Below are 20355 nucleotides of genomic sequence, written 5' to 3' on the forward strand. Positions count from 1 at the left end.
ATCACGCGTCGTGTCCCGTCCTGTCCGTTCTGCACGGCACTGCCTGTTCCCCGTGTCCCCATCCACGCGAAAGGTGTGTCCCGCCATGTCCGAGAACCCCGCCCAGCCCATGCTCGACCGACGCCGCCTCCTGTTCGGTGCCGGAGCGCTCGGTGCCGGTGCCGCCCTCGCGGCCTGCACGAGCAACAGCCCTGCCGAGAGCGCGACGACCGCCGCGACGGCCGCCACCACGGCCGCGGCCGCGGCGGCCGGAACCCCCGTGACGATCGGCTTCTCGGCGCCGGCCGCCGACCACGGCTGGATCGCCGCGATCACGACCAACGCGAAGAGCCAGGCCGCCACCTTCAGCGACGTGACGCTCGAGGCGGTCGAGGGCAGCAACGACGTCAACCAGCAGATCAGCCAGGTGCAGACCCTCATCGACAAGAAGGTCGACGCGCTGGTGATCCTGCCGTTCGACGGCAACGCCCTCACCGAGATCGGCATCACGGCGATGGAGGCCGGGATCCCGGTCATCAACCTGGACCGGATCTTCGCCTCGCCGCGCGGCTCCCGGACGTGGATCGGCGGCGACAACTACGGCATGGGGGTGGCTGCCGGCCGCTACATCGGCGAGCAGCTCAAGGCCAAGGGCGTCAGCGCCCCGGTGATCGGGGAGGTCCAGGGCATCGCCAACCTCCAGCTCACCCAGGAGCGTTCCAAGGGCTTCGCGGACGCGCTGGCAACGTTCGGGTTCAAGGTGTCGCGCCAGGTGTCGGCCGAGTTCACCGTCGAGTCCGGGCAGAAGGTGACCGCCGACCTGCTGCAGGCGGCCCCGAAGCTGGACGCCGTGTGGAACCACGACGACGACCAGGGCATCGGTGTGCTCGCCGCGATCGACCAGGCCGGCCGCAAGGAGTTCTTCATGGTCGGTGGTGCCGGCTCGCGCAACGCCATGGACCTCATCAAGGCCGACTCCGGCGTGCTGAAGTGCACCGTGACGTACCCGCCGACGATGGCCTCGTCCGCGATCAACCTGGCCCGTCTCGTGGCCCAGGGCAACGGGATGGGCGACCTCGTCGAGAACGAGATCCCTGCCTCCATCACGCTCGCGAGCGCCACCGTGACGAAGGAGAACGTGGACAAGTACCTCCCGCTCGGCTTCGCGTCGTGAGTGCGCCACCCTCCCGGCTCGGGGTGGCGCTCGTCGGCTACGCCTTCATGGGGGCCGCGCACTCCCAGGCCTGGCGCACCGCGGGCCGGTTCTTCGACCTGCCGTACGAGGTCGACCGGCGCGTGCTGTGCGGTCGCGACCGGGAGGCCGTCACCACGGCGGCCTCCCGGCTCGGCTGGGCGGAGGTCACCACCGACTGGCGCCAGGTGCTCGACCGGGACGACGTCCACCTCGTCGACGTCTGCACCCCGGGGGACAGTCACGCCGAGATCGCCGTGGCCGCGCTCGAGGCAGGCAAGCACGTGCTCTGCGAGAAGCCGCTCGCGAACACCGTCGCCGAGGCCGAGCAGATGGCCGCGGCAGCGGCCAGGGCCGCCGCCCGCGGGGTGCGGTCCATGGTGGGGTTCAACTACCGCCGGGTCCCGGCGCTGGCTCTCGCCCGGCAGCTGGTCGCGGCCGGTCGGCTCGGCGAGATCCGGCACGTGCGCGCGCAGTACCTGCAGGACTGGATCGTCGACCCCGCGTTCCCTCTCGTGTGGCGGCTCCAGAAGGAGCGGGCCGGCTCGGGCGCGCTCGGCGACATCGGCGCGCACATCGTCGACGCCGCCCAGTTCGTCACCGGGCAACGGATCCGGGGTGTCAACGCGATGACGGAGACGTTCGTCCGCCGGCGGCCGCTGCCCACCGCCTCCGCCGGGCTGTCGGCGTCCGCCGGGTCCGACGACACCGGCGCGGTCACGGTCGACGACGCCGCACTGTTCCTCGCGCGCTTCGACGGCGGTGCGCTCGGCGCGTTCGAGGCCACGCGTTTCGCCACCGGCCGCAAGAACGCCCTGCGGCTGGAGGTCAACGGCAGCAAGGGTTCGCTGGCCTTCGACTTCGACGCCATGAACGAGCTGCAGGTGTACGACGGGACCGCACCCGCCGACGGGGCAGGGTTCACCCGGATCCAGGTCACCGAGCCGACGCATCCGTACATGGCGGCCTGGTGGCCGCCCGGTCACCTGATCGGCTACGAGCACACGTTCACGCACGAGGTCGTCGACCTGTTGGGCGACATCGCCGCCGGGCGTGACCCGAGCCCGTCGTTCGCCGACGGGCTCCAGGTGCAGCGCGTGCTCGCCGCGGTCGAGGAGTCCGCGGCGAACGAGGGGCGGTGGACCGGGTGCGGCAACGACCCCGCGCCGGACACCGCAGCGACGAACGGGAGGTTGTGAGATGGCTCGACCTGTCACGCTCTTCACCGGCCAGTGGGCGGACCTGCCCTTCGAGGAGGTGGCCCGGCTCGCCTCCGGCTGGGGCTACGACGGACTCGAGATCGCCTGCTGGGGCGACCATCTGGACGTCGTCCGGGCCACCGAGGACGACGCCTACGCCCGCAGCCGCCGGGACGTGCTCGAGCGTCACGGGCTGCAGACGTGGGCGATCTCCAACCATCTCGCCGGCCAGCTCGTCTGCGACGACCCGATCGACGAACGGCACCGGGGCATCGTCTCCGCCCGGATCTGGGGCGACGGCGACCCCGAGGGCGTGCGCCGGCGCGCCGCCCGGGAGATGGAGGCCACGGCCCACGCGGCGAAGGCGCTCGGCGTCGACGTCGTCGTGGGCTTCACCGGCTCGAGCATCTGGAAGGCCGTCGCGATGTTCCCGCCCGCGACCCAGGAGTTCGTCGACCGGGGGTACGCCGACTTCGCGGACCGGTGGAACCCGGTCCTGGACGTGTTCGACGCGGTCGGGGTCCGGTTCGCCCACGAGGTTCACCCGTCGGAGATCGCCTACGACTACTGGACGACGGTGCGGACGCTGGAGGCGATCGGGCACCGCCCGGCGTTCGGGCTCAACTGGGACCCGAGCCACTTCGTCTGGCAGGACCTCGACCCGGTGGGCTTCCTGTGGGACTTCCGGGACCGGATCTACCACGTGGACTGCAAGGACGCGAAGCGCCAGGTCGGGAACGGGCGCAACGGCCGCATGGGGTCGCACCTCGCCTGGGCGGACCCGCGCCGCGGCTGGGACTTCGTGTCCACCGGTCACGGCGACGTGCCGTGGGAGGCGTGCTTCCGGATGCTCAACACGATCGGCTACGCGGGCCCGATCTCGGTCGAGTGGGAGGACGCCGGGATGGACCGGCTCGTCGGCGCGCCCGAGGCGCTGGAGTTCGTCCGCCGGCTCGCGTTCGACCCGCCGGCCACCGCGTTCGACGCCGCGTTCTCCTCCGAGTAGCCGCCTCCCAGCGGCTCCTCGCAGGGCCGGGGCCGGGGGTCGCCGTGCGGCGACCCCCGGCCGTCGTCAGCCCTTACCCCCGTGGGGTCATCCCCACTGCTGCTCCGACATCGGCCGCAGCGCTGTCTCGAGGATGCGCATGTGCCGGGGGCGCGTCAGCACGAAGACGATGAGCTCGGCGACGTCGTCCGCGCGCATCATGTCCTCGACCTGGGCGCTGCCGTGCTGACGACCCCGCCCGTCCCCCATGGCGAAGTTCGTCCAGACGCCGCCCGGGCAGATGTTCGTCGCGCGGATCCCGTGCTCGCGCAGCTCCCCGTCGAGCGCCCGGGTCAGCCCCACCTGGGCGAACTTCGTGGCGCAGTACACCGCCTCGCCCGGGAAGCCTCGCCGTCCCGCCTCGCTCGTCACGGTGACGAGGTCGCCGCGGCCGCGCTCCAGCAGGTACGGGACCGCTGCCCGGTAGAGGTTGATCGTGCCTGTCACGTTCGTGGCGACCATCTCCGCGTCGTGACGACGCGGGACGTCGAGGAAGCCGCCGTACGAGCCGACCCCCGCGTTCGCCACCGCGATGTCGAGACCACCGAACTCGGCGACGGCGGCGCCCACGGCAGCGTCCACCGCCTCGGCGTCCGTGACGTCGACGGCCAGGGAGAGCGCACCGGGCAGCTGCGGGCCGCGCCCGCTGCGACTGAGCAGGGCGACCCGGGCACCCCGGGCGGCCAGCGCGTGCGCGAGGGCCTCCCCGATGCCCGAGCTCGCCCCGCTGATCACCGCGGACCTCCCGGTGAGGTCCTCGGCCGGGTACGTGCCGTTCGGGTAGGGGGCAGGAGCACCTGGCTGGGACATCGTCGTCATCCTCCGGTCGGGAACGTGACCCCGGCGCACCGCGCGCCGGAGCGTCGGGCTACTTGAGCGCCCCTGCCGTCGCGCCGGCGGCGACGTACTTCTGCGCGACGAGGAGCAGGACGACGGCAGGCAGGGACGCGAGGACGGCGGTCGCCATGACCGCGCTCCAGTCCTGCACGTACGACCCGATGTACTGGTAGAGCCCCAGGGTGACGGGCCGGACGTCGTCCGTCGTGGTGAGCGTCAGGGCGAAGAGGAAGTCGCTCCACGTGAAGAGGAACGTGAACAGCCCTGCCGTGACGAGCGCGTTGCGGCTCATCGGCACGACGACGGACCAGAACGTCCTCAGCTCACCCGCGCCGTCGACCCGCGCGGCCTCGACGACCTCGCCCGGCACCGTGGCCATGAAGGCCCGCAGCACGAGGACGGCGAACGGGATCCCGGTGCTGGAGTCGGCGAGCACCAGCCCGGGCAACGAGTTCAGCAGACCCAGGTCGCTGTAGACCCCGTAGAGCGCGTTGGCCACGACGATGCCGGGCACCATCTGGCTGACGAGGATGCCCAGCAGGAACGCGTCGGTGAACCGCAGCCGGAACTGGGCGAGGGCGTACGCCGCGGGCGTCGCGAGGACGAGGCTCACGACGACGCTGCCCAGCGACACCACGAGGCTGGTCAGCAGGTGCGGGCCCTGGTCGCGCAGCGCCTTGGCGTAGCCGGACACGTCCGGGTGCAGGGGCAGCCACGGGCTCGCGACGGCACCACCACCACCGGGCTGCAGCGACACGTTGAGCATCCAGTAGACCGGGAAGAGCATCACCGCGACGAGCAGCACCGCCACCGCGGTCGACCCCCAGCCGCTCCGGCCCCGGCTCACGGAGGATGCGGTCGTCATCGCCTCACCCCTGCTCCCGCTGCCGGCTCAGGCGCAGGTACAGCACGGCGAACAGCAACGACACGAGGATGAGCAGGTTGCCCGTCGCGGCCCCCTGCCCGAAGTCGAACTCGACGAAGGACAGCTGGTAGGCCTGCGTGGCCAGGGTCTGCGTCGCGTTGGCGGGCCCGCCCTTGGTCAGGCCGAGGATGATGTCCAGGACCTTGAGCGTGTAGACCACCCCGAGCACGAGCACCACGTTGACGACCGGGCGGAGCAGCGGCCAGGTGACGTACCGGAACGCCCGCCACCCGGTCGCGCCGTCGAGCGCCGCCGCCTCGTACAGCTCGTCGGGGATGTCCTGCAGGCCACCGAAGAGGATCGTGGCGTTGAACGGGATGCCGATCCAGATGTTCACCATGACGACCGCGGCGAGCGCGAGAGTGGTGCTGGTCAGCCAGCCGGGGCGGGCGTCGGTCAGCTGCGTGGCCCGCAGCATCCGGTTCAGGGCCCCGTTGTCCTGGTCGAGGATCCACTTCCACACCGCGCCGGACACGATGAGCGGGATGAGCCACGGCATCAGCAGCAGCGAGCGCAGCACACCGGCGCCCGGGAACGTGCGCCGGAAGAAGACCGCGAGCGCCAGGCCGATGGTGAACTGCCCGAGGATCGAGCCCGCGGTGAACAGGAGCGTGTTGACGAGCGACCTGCCGAAGATCGGCGAGCCCATGACCTGCTCGTAGTTCGCCAGGCCCACCCAGGGGGCCTCGCCCGTGAAGAACGTGCGGGTCGTGTACTCCTGGAAGCCCATCACGAGGTTCTTGACGAGCGGGTACCCGTAGAAGGCCAGCATGTACAGCGCGGCGGGCGCGACGAACAGCGCCCGCCCCAGGTGCTGCACCCGGCCACCGGTCCGCCGGCGCGGCCGGCGTGCGAGCGGGAGCATCGGCCACCTCCGGTCCGACATCGGCCGGTGGGCGGGGGCCGTTCTCCCGCCCACCGGCGTCTCCAGCGCGTTCATGCCCGGGCCGTCAGCCCGCCTGTGCCTGCTGCAGCGCCGACAGCGGAGCCTCGCCGCTCGTCATCGCCGACTGCATCGCGGTGTAGATCTTCGTCGCCGCCTTCGGCCAGTCCGGGCCGAGCTGTCCGGTCCGGGAACGGGCCGTCTGCACCGCGTCGGTGAAGCCCTTCATCTTCGGGTTCTGCGCCACGAACTCGCCGAGCAGGCTCGTCCTGGTCGGCACGGTCTGCCGGGCCTTGGCGAGCGCGAGCTGGTTGGCGTCGGAGTTGAGGCAGGCCACGACCTTGGCGGCAGCGGCCTGCCGCGCCTTGTCACCCGTCTGCGGCACGGTCCAGGTCTCGCCGCCCAGCGGCGCGACCGACGTCATCCCGGCCTTGGGCACCGGGACCGGCACGACGTCGTAGTTCAGGCCAGCCACCGAGTCGAGCACCGGGAACTGCCACGGCCCGTTGACCATCATGGCGGCCTTGCCGGCCTTGAACTGGTCGTTCACGTCGGCCTGGGACCAGGTGACGACCGACTTGGAGGCGGACCCGTCCTTGACGAGGTCGACCCACAGCTGGAGGGCGTCCGCCGTCTGCTGGGTCGCGATGTCCTTCTCCTCGCCGCCGTTCGACCACATGAAGGGCAGGAACTGCCAGGTCCCCTCGAACGTGTTGATCGCGGAGAAGGCGACGCCGTACCGGTCGCCCTTCGTGAGCTTCTTCGAGGCCGCCTCGAGCTCGTCCCACGTCGTCGGCACGCTCACGCCCGCCTCGGCGAGGATGTCCTTGTTGTAGATGAGGGCGATCGTGTTGGTGACCGGCTGCAGCCCGTACAGCTTGCCCTCGTAGGTCGAGGCGTCCACGACACCCTGCTGGTACCCGTCGGCCTTCAGCCCGAAGTCGTCCAGCGGGGCGAGGGCGCCGGAGGCCGCGATCTGCTGCAGGTCGGGGTTGTCGAGCATGAGGACGTCGGGGAGCGTCTTCGACGAGCTCTGCTGCAGCACCTTGGCGATGAGCTTGTCGCCGGGTACCGCCTCGCGCTCGATCTTCACCCCGATCTGGGTGCCGCAGGCCTCCACGGTCTGCTGGACGACGGTGTTGTCGGGTTCGTTGGCGTAGTAGTCCAGGACGCGCAGGGAGGTGACCGCCGCCGCGCCGCTGCTGCCGCCGGACGGGGCGTCGCTGCCTCCGCCGCAGGCCGACAGCACCAGCGGCACAGCGCAGGCGCCGGCGAGGACCTGCCGGACGCGGACGCGCTTTCGAGGTGTGGGCATCTGGGTGTTCCTCTCGTGAGTGCCGTCGGAGGACGGCGGTGGGGGAGCGAGCCGGGCGGACCGGCGGTGGGGCGCGGCGGCCGGGGCGGTCATCGCCCCAGCCACCCGCCGTCCACGGGGAGCACGACCCCGTGGACGTAGTCGGAGGCGGCCGATGCGAGGAAGACGGTCGCGCCGGCGAGGTCGGCAGGGGTGCCCCAGCGACCGGCCGGGATCCGGTCGAGGATCGACCGGGCGCGGGCCGGGTCGTCCCGCAGCGCCCGGGTGTTGTCGGTCGCGACGTAGCCCGGTGCGACGGCGTTGACGTTCACGCCGTGCGGCGCCCACTCGTTCGCGAGCGCCTTGGTCAGCCCGGCGAGCCCGTACTTGGCCGCGGTGTACGCCGCGACGTTGAGGCCGCCCTGGAAGCTGAGCAGCGAGGCCGTGAACAGCACCTTGCCGCGGCCCCGGCGGACCATGTCCCGGCCGACCCGGCGGGTGAGGACGAACTGGTTGGACAGGTCGACCTCGAGCACCCGGTCCCACATCTCGTCGGTGTGGTCGACCGCCGGAGCCCGTTCGATCGTCCCGGCGTTGTTGACGAGCACGTCGACGGGGCGCTCGCCCGAGCAGAGCGTCTCGGCGAGGTCGGCCACGGCCGCCCGGTCCGCGAGGTCGACCCGGTACCCGGTGAAGGACCGGCCGAGCGCCTCGACCGCGCGCTGGACGTCGCTGCCCTCCGCCTCGAGGTGGGCCGACACCCCGACGACGTCGGCGCCGGCCGCGGCGAGGGCCGTCGCCATCGCCAGCCCGAGCCCGCGGCGCGCGCCCGTGACGACGGCCAGCCGACCGGTGAGGTCGAAGGGGTTCGTGGTCGGCTCAGGCATCGGACCCGCACCTCACGAGGACCTTGAGCTCCCCGCCCGCGTCGAGCCGGGCGAAGGCGTCCGGCGCCGCCTCCAGCGGCACGACCCGGGTGACCAGCCGGTCGGCGGGGACGACGCCGGCGGCGACGAGCTCGACGGCACGTTCGACGTCCGCCCGCTCGTACACCCGGGCGCCGAGCAGGGTGAGCTCGCGCCAGAACACGCGGAACAGGTCGACCGGTCGCGGGTGCGGGTGGATGCCCACGACGACCAACCGGCCCCGGACCGCGAGCGACTGCACCGCGTCGTCCAGACCGGGACCCGAGCCCGAGACCTCGAACGCCAGGTCCGCCCCCGCCCCCGCCGACCACTGCGCGACGACCTCCGGGACGGACGCCGCCCGCGGGTCGACCACCTGCAGACCGAGCGCCTGCGCCTGGTGGCGGCGGACGGCGTCCACCTCGGCGACGAGCGGCTCGGCGCCCGCGGCCCGGGTGACGAGTGCGACGAGCAGGCCCACCGGCCCGGCTCCGACGACGAGGGCACGTTCCCCCGGCCGCGGTGCGGCGCGCCGGACGTCGTGGACGGCGACGGCGGTCGGCTCGACGAGCGCGGCGGCCTGCAGCGCGAGGCCGTCGGGCAGCCGGACGAGCAGCTCGGCGGGCACCGTCCAGCGCTCCTGCAGCGAGCCCGGGGAGTCGATCCCGACGAAGTCGAGCCGTTGGCAGACATGGCTGAACCCGCGGCGGCAGGCCGGGCAGGTGCCGCACCAGCGCAGCGGCATCACCGTGACGGGGTCGCCCGTCGCCCACCCGGTGACACCGGCCCCGACCGACCGGACCCGGCCGGACATCTCGTGACCGAGGACGGCGGGAGTCCTGACCCTGGCGTCCATCTCGCCGTGCAGCACGTGCAGGTCGGTCCCGCAGATCCCGGTGTACGCCACGTCGAGCGTGACCTGCCCGGCGCCGGGCGGCCGGTCCTCGACGTCCGCGACCTCGAGAGCACCGGCTCCGGTGTAGTGCACGGCGCGCATCACGAGCACCTCCGTCCTGCGGTCGTCGTGGCGAGGGGCCGGGTGTACGTGGCGACCGCGTTGGCGCGCATGACGAGGTCGCGCGCCGCACCGTCGAGGTCGTCGACCGCCTGCAGCACGACGTCGAGCCAGTGGTCGTAGGTGGTCACGAGCGTCAGCACCGGCCAGTCGCTGCCGAACAGGCACCGGCCGGGGCCGAAGACGTCGAGCGCGTGGCGCAGGAAGGGCAGCAGGTCGGACGCCGCGCGGTGGTCCGGGTCGGCCTCCGTGACGAGACCGGAGAGCTTGCACCGGACGTTCGGCAGCGCCGCCAGCCGCCGCAGGTCCTGCGCCCACGGGCCGTACGCGTCAGCGGTGATCCGCGGCTTGCCCAGGTGGTCGAGCACGAACTCGACGTCCGGCAGGCACCCGACCAGCTCGACGGCCTCCCGCAGCTGCCGGCTGCGGACGCACAGGTCGAACGGCAGCCCGCGCGCACCGATCGCCGCGACCGCCGCGACGACGTCCGGCCGGGCCAGGAAGCCCGGCGCTTCGTCCTGGAGCAGGCGACGGGCCCCCGCGAGGCCGACCAGGTCCGCCAGGTCGTCCAGCGCCCCGGCGGTGGTCGCGGGGCCGGTGCCGGTACCGGGGCCGAACGGGACGTGTGCCACGGCACCGAGGACGGGCAGGTCCGGGGTCGACGCCGCCAGCACCCACTGCGCCTCCGCGCGCGCCTGCCGTGGCAGCCGGTCGGCCTCCACGACGACGACCCCGGCCGGGGGCGCACCGGCGGACCGGGCGGCGGCCAGCAGGTCGGGCGCGAGGAACGGCCGGTCCAGCCCGGCCGACCCGGTGAGCCACGGGTACGTGAAGCGCCCGGGATCCCACAGGTGGACGTGGGCGTCGACGTAGCCGGCGCTCACGGCGTCCGGTCCGGGACGAGGCGGTGACCGGCACGGGCCGGCCGCACGTGGGGACCGGACGGGGGCGGCCGCTCGCCGGCCGCGACGGCCGCCACGGCGGCCTCGTCGACGACGATCCCGAGACCCGGGCTGTCGCCGAGGACGAAGGCGCCGTCCTCGACCCGGACGTCGACGAGCAGCCCGACCGGCGGCACGAGGTCCTGGAGCTCGCTGGCGATGTGGTTCGGCACCGCGGTGGCGGCGTGCAGCAGCCCTGTCGGCGTCGTCCCGATCGGGCTCACCGGCAGGTCGTGCGCCTGCGCGAGGGCCGCGACGCGCAGGAAGTGCGTGACGCCCCAGACCGCGGCGGTCTGCACGATGTCGACGGCCCCGGCCGCGAGCAGGGGCCGGAACTGCTCCAACCCGGTGAGGTTCTCGCCGGTCGCGACCGACGCCCGGATCCCGCGGCCGACCGTGGCCAGCCCCTCGGCGTCCCAGCGCCGGACGGGTTCCTCCACCCAGATCAGGTCGAGCGACCGCTCGAGCTCGTGGACGTGCCGCACGGCCTGCTTGCGCGTCCAGGACTCGTTGGCGTCGAGCATGAGCCCGGGGCGACCTCCGCCGGAGGTGTCCGCGAGCACGTCGCGGACGAGGCCGAGCCGGCGGCGGTCCTCGTCGACGTCGAGGCCGCCCTTGAGCTTTGCGGCCCGCACACCGCGCTCCGCGTACGCCCGGTAGACCTCGACGAGGGCGTCGTCCGGCAGCCCCATGTCGAGGCCGGAGGCGTACGCGGTGACGGTGCGGTCGCGACCGCCGAGGAGGCGCCACAGCGGCTCCCCGGCCAGCTGGGCCTTGATGTCCCACAGGGCGGTGTCGAGCGCACCGATCGTGCCGAAGACCGCTCCGGCGTGCCCCGCCTTGAACGTGCGGCGCAGCATCCGGTCGTAGAGCGCCGTGACGCAGCGCGGGTCCTCGCCCTCGATCGCGGCGAACACCGCGTCGAGCCCGACGTGCGGGCCGAGCCCGACCCCGGTGACGCCCTCGTCGGTGTCGACGAGCACGAGCGGCACCGGGACGAGGCCGTCGGAGAACGCCCCGTTGGCGTCGCCGACCGGACGACCCCAGCGCTGGAGCGTCGTCAGGGCCCGGTAGCCCGTGACCTGCATGGCGTCCCCTCCTGCTCCGTCGACGTCGTGCCCCGGATGCCGGCGACGGCGCGCCGCCGACATCGGCGGCAAACGTAAGTCGTATGACGAATGATGTCAACGTCTGGGGTGGCTATACTCGGCGCGACCGGACTCGGGTGTCCGGCGGCACGACCGGAGGGACCATGACGGCTTCGGACCAGGCACCCGCGACCGCGGGCGCCGCGCCGCCGTGGGCCCGCCGGCCGGCGAACCTCGCCAGCGCGGTGGCGGCGGAGCTCGTCGCCCGGATCGTCGGCGGCGCGCACCCGCCGGGGTCGCCGCTGCCGACCGAACCCGTGCTGTGCGAGACGTTCTCGGTGAGCCGGACCGTCGTCCGCGAGGCCGTGAAGATGCTGCAGGAGAAGGGCCTGGTCCAGGTCCGCCAGGGGTCCGGGACGACCGTGACCCAGCCCGCCCTGTGGAACCTGCTCGACGAGCTGGTGCTCGCGGCGACGATCGGCCAGGAGGACGGGCTGGCGGCGCTGGACGACCTCGTGGTCACCCGGCGGCTGCTGGAGTCCGACATGGCGTTCGTGGCCGCCCGCCTGGCGGACGACGAGATCGTCGGGCGCCTGCGGGCGCTCGTCGACCGGATGGACGACCTCGTCGACGACCACGTCGCCTACGCCGAGCACGACCGCGCCTTCCACGACCTGGTGATGCAGACGTCCGGCAACCGGATCGCCCGGGCGGTCGTGCGGGCGCTGGAGAGCCAGGTCGTCAACACGGTGCGCTACATGGGGCACCCGTACCGCGAGCAGTGCGTCGCGTCGAACCGCGGTCACCGCCGGATCTACGAGACCATCGCCGCCCACCGCCCGGAGCAGGCGTCCGAGGCGATGTTCACCCACATCACCGAGGCCTGGCTCGTCCGGCGCGAGGGCCGCGGGGACGCGACCCGGCTGGCCCGCTGACCCGGTCGCACGCGGCCCGTCCTCGCGGGCGTCCGCCGACACCGGCGGCGCCGCCTGCGAACGATCTCGGCGATAACGTTGTCAGAAGCGACCCGAAGGAGTCGTTGCACATCGGTAGGATCCGGATGTGCAACCCCTCGGCCGCGTGAAGATGGCGGACGTCGCCCGCGAGGCCGGCGTCTCCGTGGCGACCGTCTCCAAGGTGGTCAACGGCCGCTACGGCGTCTCACAGGCCACGCTCGCGAAGGTCATGGGTGTCATCGCCGACCTCGGGTACGAGGGCAGCCTGGGCGCACGGAGCCTGCGCAGCCTGCGGACCAACGTGATCGGCGTGCTCGTCGCCGAGTTCGAGCCGTTCAGCACCGAGCTCCTCAAGGGCGTGTCGGAGGCGATCGGCGACACCGGCTACGAGCTGATCGCGTACTCGGGCGGGCATCACGACACCGTGGGCTGGGAGCGCAGGTCGCTGGTCCGGCTGGCGGGGTCCGTCATCGACGCCGCCATCGTCGTGACCCCGACGATCGTCGACGCGAGCATCGGCGGCATCCCCGTCGTCGCCGTCGACCCGCACACCGGGCCGCTCGACGTCCCGACGGTCGACGCCGACAACCACACCGGCGCCGTGCACGCCACCGAGTACCTCCTGTCCCTGGGGCACCGCCGGATCGCGCACCTCAGCGGGCGGCCGGACCTGGAGTCGGCCAGGTTGCGCGAACGCGGGTTCCGCGACGCGATGGCCCGGGCCGGGGTCGAGGTCGACGAGAGCCTCGTCGTCGTGGGCGGGTTCCGCGCCGAGTCGGCCGAGGCGCCGGCCCGCGAGCTGCTGACCCGCCCGGACCGGCCCACGGCGGTGTTCGCGGCCAACGACCTGTCGGCGATCCGCACGATGGAGGTGGCGGACTCGCTGGGTCTCGCCGTCCCGGCGGACCTGTCCGTCATCGGCTTCGACAACGTGCCCGAGTCGGCCCTGGCGACTCCCCCGCTGACGACCATCGCGCAGCCGCTCAAGGCGATCGGGGCGACGGCGCTGCGGATGCTCGTGGCGATGCTCGCCGGCGCCACGCCGGACCCGGTGCACGTCCACCTCCCCACGACGATGGTCGAACGCGCGACCTGCCGGGCGCTCTGACCCGTCACCGGGCCCGGGCGGAGCTCACTCGGCAACGGTCCATCGCCCGTCGGACACGGTCACCGGGTGCACCGGTCCCTCGATCACCGTCGAGGTCTGCACCGCCCGGTCGGCCGACGTCCCGACCCACAGCTCGAGGTCGCCCGGCTCGACGACGCGACGGCCGTCACGCCCGGTGAACGCGAGGCGTCCTGCCGGGACCCGGAACCGCACGACGGCCCCGGCCCCGGGCTTGAGGTGGACCCGGCGGTAGCCGAGCAGCTGCGCGACAGGACGCGTGACGCTCGCGAAGAGATCGCGGCCGTAGAGCTGGACGACGTCGTCGCCGGCCGTCGGCCCGGTGTTGCACACCTGCACCGACACCAGCAGGCCGCCGCCCGTCGTGGGCGTGCCCAGGACCGCGAGGTCCTCGTAACGGAACTCGGTGTACGACAGGCCGTGCCCGAAGGGCAGCGCGGGAGCGCTGGACAGGCTCGTCACCTCGCCGTCCGTCCCCAGCTGCGGACGCAGGTACGAGAACGGCTGTGCCCCGGCGGAACGGGGCATGCTCACGGGCAGCCGGCCGGAGGGGTTGACCCGCCCGCCGAGGACCCCGGCGATCGCCGGACCGCCCTCCTCGCCGGGGAAGAACGCCTGGACGACGGCCGCGCACCTGTCCAGCGCCCAGCCGACCGCGTAGGGGCGTCCTGTCACCAGCACGAGCACGACGGGCGTCCCGGTCGCCAGGACCTCCTCGACGAGCAGACGCTGCGCACCGGGCAGCTCGAGGTCCTCGCGGTCGTTGCCCTCGCCGACGGTCCCGCGGCCGAACAGCCCGGCCTGGTCGCCGACGACGACGACCGCGACGTCGGCGCCCTGCGCGGCGGCGCACGCCGCGGCGATCCCGGCGGTGTCGTCCCCCTCGACGTCGCACCCTGCGACGTGCACGACCTCGGTCCCGGGCAGCTCGCCGCGCAGCGCGTCCAGCACCGTCGGGACGGCGATCCCCGCCTCGGTCCCGGGGTGGTGCGGCAGCACGTGGTTGACGAAGGAGTAGCAGCCGAACATCGCCTCCGTCCGGTCGGCGTTCGGCCCGAGGACCGCGACGCGACGCGGCGCGGCGAGCGGCAGGGTCCCGTCGTTCGTGAGCAGGACCACCGACTCCTCGGCGAGGCGACGCGCGATGTCGCGGTGCTCGGCGTCGTCCAGGTCGGGCGCGACCGGCGGCTCGCCCTCGAACGTCGCGTCGAGCAGACCGAGCTCCTCCTTCTGCCGCAGGGCCCTGCGGACCGCCCGGTCCACGAGGGCCTCGTCGACGGCGCCGCTGCGCACCGCCGCGGCCAGCGGGGCGAGGTAGGCGTCGCCGGTCGGGAGCTCGACGTCGATGCCGGCCGCCAGGGCCTGACCCGCCGCGTCCGCCAGGTCGGCCGCGACGCCGTGCAGCACGTGCAGGAAGGCGACCTCGAAGTAGTCGGCGAGGACGGTCCCGTCGAAGCCCCACTCGCCGCGCAGGACATCGGTGAGCAGCCGCTCGTCGGCGGCCACGGGCACCCCGTCGACCTCGTTGTACGCGGGCATCACCGACCGCGCGCCGCCGTCCAGCAGCGCCATCTCGAACGGCACCATGAACACGTCCCGGAGCTCGCGCGGCCCGGCGTGCACCGGCCCGAAGTTGCGGCCGGACTGAGGACCGGAGTGTCCGACGAAGTGCTTCAGGGTGGCGTGCACACCCTCGGACTGGAGCCCGCGGACGTACGACGTCGTGACGGTGCCCACGAGGTACGGGTCCTCCGAGACGCACTCCTCGACCCGCCCCCACCGCGGGTCGCGGATGACGTCCAGCACCGGAGCCAGACCCACGTGGACCCCGAGACCGCGCATGGACCGGCCGATCGCCGCACCCATCCGCTCCACGAGCGCGGGGTCGAAGGCGGCGCCCCAAGCCGTCGGCACCGGGAAGGTCGCGGCTCCCCACGCGGCGAGCCCGGTGAGGCACTCCTCGTGGACGAGCGCCGGGATGCCGAGGCGGGTCTCGGTGACGAACCGTCGCTGGCGGCCCCACAGCCAGCTCAGCCGCTCCCCGGCGTCCACCGGCCGGGTGCCGTACACCCGCGACAGATGGCCCAGGCCGTGCCGGGCCGCGTCGTCCAGGCTCGCCGGCGGCGCGAAGTTGTCCTGCAGCGGCGCGACCGCCTCCCCGGCGTCCTTGTCCCAGAAGCCGACGATCTGGGCCAGCTTCTCCTCGAGCGTCATCCGGGCGAGGAGCCCGGCGACGCGGTCGGCGGCGACGGCCTGCGGGGCGTGGTGCAGCTGGGTCACAGTGGAACCTTCCGACGGTGCGGTTCGGGCTCAGCCCTTGACGGCGCCTTGCAGCCCGTTGACGATGCGGCGCTGCATGGCGAGGAAGAAGACGAGCGCGGGGACCATGGCGAGCGTCGTGAACGCGAACACTCCCGCGGTGTCCGAGGAGTACTGCGAGGAGAAGTCCGCGACCCCGAGGGGCAGCGTCTTGCGGTCCTCCTGCAGGAGCAGCAGCGGGAGCAGGTACGCGTTCCACGACGCCACGAACGCGAGCACGCCGACGGTGACGACGCCGGGCCCGGACAGCGGCACGACGATCCGCCAGAAGAACTGGATCCGGCTCGCGCCGTCCAGGACGGCGGCCTCCTCGAGCTCGGTCGGGATGGCCATGAGGACCGGCCGGAGGATGATGATCGTCGTCGGCAGGGCGAACGCGGCCTGCGGCAGCGCGACACCCCACCACGTGTTCCCGAGCTGGAGCTGCCGGGTGATGATGACGAACAGCGGGATGATCGCGACCGTCGCCGGGAACAGGAGCCCGAGCACGAAGACCATGTAGAGCGGCTCGCGCCAGCGGAACTGGTACCGCGCCAACGGGTATGCCGCCATGAGGCCGAAGGTGACAGCGACGACCGTCGTGACGACCGCGATGACGGTCGAGTTCAGCGCGTAGGTCCAGAACGTGGAGCCGGTCAGGACGCGCCTGTAGTTGTCCAGCACCCACGGGTCCGGCAGGCCCGCGGGGGACTGCGCGAGCTGGGCGTTGGTGCGGAACCCGCCCAGCACCGCGTAGAGCACGGGGCCCAGGGTGAACCCGACGACGACGAGCGCGACGAGGTACACCAGCGGGGAGGCACCGCGGTGCGGGCCACCCGCCCTCGACGCCCCGGGCACGGACCGCCGGAGGGCGGACACGCCGCTCATCGCACACCCCTGCGGGCGTCGGCGTCGGCGTCGGCCACGTCGCGACGCAGGACGAAGTACTGGTAGAGCAGGGCGAACACGAGCGCGACCGCGAAGAGGATCACCGACGCCGCCGTGGCGATGCCGTAGTTGTAGCGCTTGGTGCCCTCGTTGATGAGGAACGTCGCCATCGTCGTCGTCGCGTTGGCCGGCCCGCCGCCGGTGAGGATCCAGACCATGTCGAAGAGCTGGATCGACCCGATCATCGACAGGAACGCCCACGTGCGGACGGTGGGGCCGAGCAGCGGCACAGTGATCCGCCGCTGGACCTGCCACCACGACGCGCCGTCCATCTGGGCCGCCTCCACCAGCTCGTGCGGGACGCCCTGCAGCCCGGCGAGGAAGAGCAGCACCGCGAGCCCGAGGTACTTCCAGGTCAGCACGCCGAACACGGTGTACAGCGCGATGTCCGGGGTGCCGAGCCAGCCCTGCTCCGGGCCCGCCACGCCCACCGCGCCGAGGATCCCGTCGACGACGCCGTACTGCGGCTGGAGCAGCTGGAACCAGACCACACCCGCGATGACCTCGGAGAGCACGTAGGGGACGAAGATCACCGTGCGCAGCAGACCCTGCCCGCGCATCGAGCGGTTGAGCAGCAGGGCGATGCCGAGCCCGAGCGGGAGCTGGACGACGATCGACAGCCCGACGATGACCATGTTGTGGACGAAGGCCCCGACGAACACCTCGTTCTGCAGCACCGACACGTAGTTGCGCAGCCCGACGAAGTCGTCGAGCGGGCCGAAGCCCTTCCACCGGTAGAACGAGAACTGGACGGCCCGGGCGACCGGCCAGACGACGAAGAGCACGAACAGCGCGAGCGCCGGCCCGACGAAGAACAGCACCTCCAGAGCGGTCCGCAGCCGGCCGCCCCCGGACCTGGACGGGCCCCGGCGGACCGCCGACCGCGCGGTGGCGCGGTCGGCGGTGCCGGGTGTCACGCCGGGCCCGGGGTGCGGGGCGGCGCTGGAGCGGCCGAGCAGGGACGTCACTTCGCGTCGTCCGCCGCGGCCTGGGTCTTCTCGACGATGTCCTGCGGGCCCGCCTTGCCGGCGAACAGCAGTGCGATCTCGTCGTTCATGGCGCCGCCGACGGCCTGCCCGAACGCCGTGTCGAAGTACAGCTGGACGAACGGCGCCTGGTCCCGGACCTTGAGCAGGCCGGCCAGGGCTTGGTCCTTGACGGACCCGGATGCCGCCGGGTTCGTCGGCAGACCCATGTCGCGCTCGGCGAAGCCGGTCTGCACCTCGTCGGACAGCAGGTACTTGACGAAGTCGACCGCCGCGTCCGGCGCGTCCTTCGCGACCGCCCAGGCGTCACCGCCGCCCAGGGCCGACGCCGGGTCACCCTTGCCGCCCGACACCGCCGGGAAGGGGAACCAGCCGAGGTTCTCGCCGAGCCCCTTCTTGTCCTCGGTCAGGCCCTGCATGACGCCCGGCTCCCAGTGGCCCTGCATCTCCATGGCGACCTTGCCGGTCGCCAGCAGCCCCGACGCGCTCGTCGGGCCGGTCTGGGCCGGCGTCGACAGGAAGCCCTTGTTGAACGGCTTCGCCTTGACGATCTTCTCCAGCTCCGTGCCCGCGGCCACGAAGCAGGGGTCGGAGAAGTCGAGGCTCTTGACGGCGTCCTGGAGGACCTGCTGCGGGCACTGCCGCAGCGCCAGGTAGTACCAGTAGTGGGCGGCCGGCCACTTGTCGCCCGCCCCCACGGAGATGGGCTCGACGCCCGCCCGGCGCAGCGTGTCCGAGGTCGCGATGAGCTCCTCGACCGTGGCCGGGGGCTTGTCGATGCCGGCCTTCGTGAAGAGCGCCTTGTTGTACCAGAACCCGACGACGCCCACGGAGAACGGCAGGGCGTACGTCTTGCCCTCGACCTGCCACCCGGCCACCGACCCGCCGAGCTTCGTGACGACGTCCTGGGCCGGGGCCGAGAGGTCCTTGACCAGGCCGGCCTCGACGTGGTCGGCGAGCTCGCCGCCGCCGCGCTCCATGTAGACGTCCGGGGCGTCGCCGCTCTGGAACGCCGCGTCCAGCTTGGTGAGCATGTCCTCGTGCTGCATGGCGGTGACCTGCACGGTCACGCCCGGGTTCGCGGCCTCGAACTTCTTCGCGACCTCGTCGTAGTACGCCTTGCCCGGGTCGGTGTTCGAGTTGTGCCACCACGTGATGGTCGTGGCCGCCCCGCTGCTCGACGCCGGTGCGTCGCTCCCGCCGGTGTCGTCGCCACCCGTCCCGCACGCTGCGAGCACCGTCATCGCGGCGACCCCGAGGGCAACCGACGTGACCGTTCTCCGCCTCATATCGACGCTCCTCGTCCTCGAGTGAGTTGAGACCTCACCGTCGCATCGCGGCGAGCGGCTCGTCAATCGTTATCGATAACGTTATCGTCACGCACCGGACCGCGGGGCGGAGCCGGACGGCGGTCAGCGGCCGGGCGGCTGCGTCACCCGCGGCAGGACGAGCGGCGGCCCGGCCCAGGCCAGCTCGGCCTGCAGGGCCCGGTAGGCGAGCTTCGGCTGGTAGCTCGCGTCACGGATGGTGGCCAGCGCCTCGCGCCCGGGACCGGAGCCGAAGTCCCAGGTGTTGGTCCAGCTCCGGCCGTCGTCGAACCCCCAGACCGTGTACGAGATGCACTGCCGGCTGGCGAGGCACCCCTGCAGCAGCGCGGCGTAGTCGTAGGCCTGGGCCTGCAGCAGCGGGTTCACGGTGTCGCCGGTCTGGGTCTCCGGCAGCAGGTTGCGCACGTCGACCTCGGTCAGCGCCGTGGCGACACCGAGCTTCGCGAACCGCAGGTGCATGTCGGCCAGCTGGAACGCGGAGTAGTTCCCGTAGCGCGTCGACAGGTGGGCCTGGCTGCCCACACCGTCGATCGGGACGCCCTTGCGGCGCAGGTCGCGGACCATGTCGTACACGAACTGGGTCTTGTCCAGCGGGCCGCCGTCGCCGAAGGCGTCGATGTTGTAGTCGTTGTAGAACAGCAGCGCCTTCGGGTCGGCCTCGCGGGCCCACCGGAACGCGTCGGCGACGTACCCGGGGCCGAGGTTCTGCGCCCAGAACCCCTTGTACCCGATGCGGCCGTCGGTCGCGTCGAACGAGTCAGTGACGGCCTCGTTGACCACGTCCCACTGCCAGATCCGGCCCTTGAAGTGCCCGGCGACGGTCTTGACGTGGTTGCGCAGGATGCCCCGCAGCTCGGTCTTCGTGATCGAGCCGTCGGCCACGCCCTCGGTGAGCCATGCCGGCAGCTGGTTGTTCCAGACCAGCACGTGACCGCGGACCCGCTGGTCGTTGCTCTTCGCGAAGGCCATGAACTTCTCGGCCTGCGACCAGTCGTACTGACCGCGGACCGGCTCGAGCACCTCCCACTTCATGACGTTCTCGGCCGTGACGGTCGAGAAGTCGGTGCCGGCGATCTGCCGGTACTGCGGGTCGTCGAGGGCGTCGACGTCGATGGCCGTCCCGATCGCGAGCCGGTGGCGGTCCGCCAGGGCTCGCAAGGTGCTGTCCTGGGACGGCGGCGAGGCCGGCCGGCCGGCGACAGCCGTCGTCGTGGCACCGCCGCTCAGGGCGGCGACGACCGCCAGCCCGATGACCAGAGTCCGACGAGGTCTCATGACGACTCCCCCAGTGCAGTCGAGACGATATCGTTATCGATATCGTTTGACACACCATAGACACCTGGATGAAACCGGACAAGAGGGTGCCCACGGCACTGTCCCGAGGACATGGCCCCGCAGGACCGGCCCGCC

18 protein-coding genes are annotated in these 20355 nt (G+C 72.6%); 5 read left to right on the forward strand and 13 right to left on the reverse strand.

What is annotated here, in order from left to right; genetic code table 11:
- The first annotated feature begins 85 nt into the window (after positions 1-85).
- From EDJALFJO_RS21350 to EDJALFJO_RS21360, 3 genes are read left to right on the forward strand one after another with little or no spacing between them, the layout of a single operon-like run.
- Positions 86-1153 carry a substrate-binding domain-containing protein gene (locus EDJALFJO_RS21350; protein WP_088288321.1) on the forward strand — a complete coding sequence of 356 codons (1068 nt, stop codon included), beginning with the start codon at positions 86-88 and terminating at the stop codon, positions 1151-1153.
- Entirely contained in the window at positions 1150-2370 is a 1221-nt protein-coding gene (locus EDJALFJO_RS21355) for a Gfo/Idh/MocA family protein (protein WP_088288322.1), read from the forward strand. The genes EDJALFJO_RS21350 and EDJALFJO_RS21355 overlap by 4 nt, the downstream gene beginning before the upstream one ends.
- Position 2371: 1 nt before the next feature.
- Entirely contained in the window at positions 2372-3376 is a 1005-nt protein-coding gene (locus tag EDJALFJO_RS21360) for a sugar phosphate isomerase/epimerase (RefSeq protein ID WP_088288323.1), read from the forward strand.
- Positions 3377-3463: 87 nt separating this feature from the next.
- On the opposite strand, the gene EDJALFJO_RS21365 is transcribed toward EDJALFJO_RS21360, so the two are convergent.
- The 8 genes from EDJALFJO_RS21365 to EDJALFJO_RS21400 all read right to left on the reverse strand — a co-directional run bounded on the left by EDJALFJO_RS21365 (position 3464) and on the right by EDJALFJO_RS21400 (position 11303).
- The gene (locus tag EDJALFJO_RS21365; RefSeq protein WP_088288409.1) at positions 3464-4225 is read right to left on the reverse strand and encodes an SDR family oxidoreductase; all 762 of its coding nucleotides are present in this window, start codon (positions 4223-4225) and stop codon (positions 3464-3466) included.
- 58 nt (positions 4226-4283) lie between these two features.
- Positions 4284-5117, reverse strand: a complete 834-nt coding sequence (locus tag EDJALFJO_RS21370) for a carbohydrate ABC transporter permease (protein ID WP_088288324.1) — start codon at positions 5115-5117, stop codon at positions 4284-4286.
- A gap of 4 nt (positions 5118-5121) precedes the next feature.
- Positions 5122-6042, reverse strand: a complete 921-nt coding sequence (locus tag EDJALFJO_RS21375) for a carbohydrate ABC transporter permease (RefSeq protein WP_198950517.1) — start codon at positions 6040-6042, stop codon at positions 5122-5124.
- A gap of 85 nt (positions 6043-6127) precedes the next feature.
- Positions 6128-7375, reverse strand: coding sequence for an ABC transporter substrate-binding protein (locus EDJALFJO_RS21380; RefSeq protein ID WP_088288325.1), 1248 nt, complete (start codon positions 7373-7375; stop codon positions 6128-6130).
- An 89-nt stretch (positions 7376-7464) separates the two neighbouring features.
- Entirely contained in the window at positions 7465-8241 is a 777-nt protein-coding gene (locus EDJALFJO_RS21385) for an SDR family oxidoreductase (RefSeq protein WP_088288326.1), read from the reverse strand.
- Entirely contained in the window at positions 8234-9259 is a 1026-nt protein-coding gene (locus EDJALFJO_RS21390; protein WP_369812563.1) for a zinc-binding dehydrogenase, read from the reverse strand. The genes EDJALFJO_RS21385 and EDJALFJO_RS21390 overlap by 8 nt, the downstream gene beginning before the upstream one ends.
- Entirely contained in the window at positions 9256-10158 is a 903-nt protein-coding gene (locus EDJALFJO_RS21395) for an amidohydrolase (RefSeq protein ID WP_088288327.1), read from the reverse strand. Before EDJALFJO_RS21395 ends, EDJALFJO_RS21390 begins: the two co-directional genes overlap by 4 nt.
- Complete coding sequence (locus EDJALFJO_RS21400; protein ID WP_088288328.1) at positions 10155-11303, reverse strand: mandelate racemase/muconate lactonizing enzyme family protein; 1149 nt, start codon at positions 11301-11303, stop codon at positions 10155-10157. Before EDJALFJO_RS21400 ends, EDJALFJO_RS21395 begins: the two co-directional genes overlap by 4 nt.
- A gap of 164 nt (positions 11304-11467) precedes the next feature.
- On the opposite strand from EDJALFJO_RS21400, the gene EDJALFJO_RS21405 reads away from it, so the two are divergent.
- On the forward strand, positions 11468-12238 hold the full coding sequence (locus EDJALFJO_RS21405; RefSeq protein WP_088288412.1) for a FadR/GntR family transcriptional regulator: 771 nt from the start codon (positions 11468-11470) through the stop codon (positions 12236-12238).
- A gap of 151 nt (positions 12239-12389) precedes the next feature.
- A complete protein-coding gene (locus EDJALFJO_RS21410; protein WP_088288413.1) occupies positions 12390-13367 on the forward strand; it encodes a LacI family DNA-binding transcriptional regulator in 978 nt (325 codons plus the stop codon).
- A 24-nt stretch (positions 13368-13391) separates the two neighbouring features.
- Here EDJALFJO_RS21410 and EDJALFJO_RS21415 read toward each other — a convergent pair whose 3' ends face one another.
- From EDJALFJO_RS21415 to EDJALFJO_RS21435, 5 genes are all read right to left on the reverse strand, one after another.
- A complete protein-coding gene (locus EDJALFJO_RS21415; protein WP_088288414.1) occupies positions 13392-15599 on the reverse strand; it encodes a glycoside hydrolase family 3 N-terminal domain-containing protein in 2208 nt (735 codons plus the stop codon).
- Between the two features lie 96 nt (positions 15600-15695).
- Positions 15696-16571: a carbohydrate ABC transporter permease gene (locus tag EDJALFJO_RS21420; RefSeq protein WP_088288329.1), complete on the reverse strand. Its 876-nt coding sequence runs from the start codon at positions 16569-16571 to the stop codon at positions 15696-15698.
- Positions 16568-17590 carry a carbohydrate ABC transporter permease gene (locus EDJALFJO_RS21425; protein WP_369812564.1) on the reverse strand — a complete coding sequence of 341 codons (1023 nt, stop codon included), beginning with the start codon at positions 17588-17590 and terminating at the stop codon, positions 16568-16570. The genes EDJALFJO_RS21420 and EDJALFJO_RS21425 overlap by 4 nt, the downstream gene beginning before the upstream one ends.
- A 5-nt stretch (positions 17591-17595) precedes the next feature.
- Entirely contained in the window at positions 17596-18906 is a 1311-nt protein-coding gene (locus tag EDJALFJO_RS21430; RefSeq protein ID WP_088288330.1) for an ABC transporter substrate-binding protein, read from the reverse strand.
- A 123-nt stretch (positions 18907-19029) separates the two neighbouring features.
- Entirely contained in the window at positions 19030-20220 is a 1191-nt protein-coding gene (locus tag EDJALFJO_RS21435; protein ID WP_088288331.1) for an endo-1,4-beta-xylanase, read from the reverse strand.
- Positions 20221-20355 lie beyond the last annotated feature (135 nt).

It is taken from the genome of Kineosporia sp. A_224, assembly GCF_002198655.1.
Lineage (GTDB): Bacteria > Actinomycetota > Actinomycetes > Actinomycetales > Kineosporiaceae > R-H-3.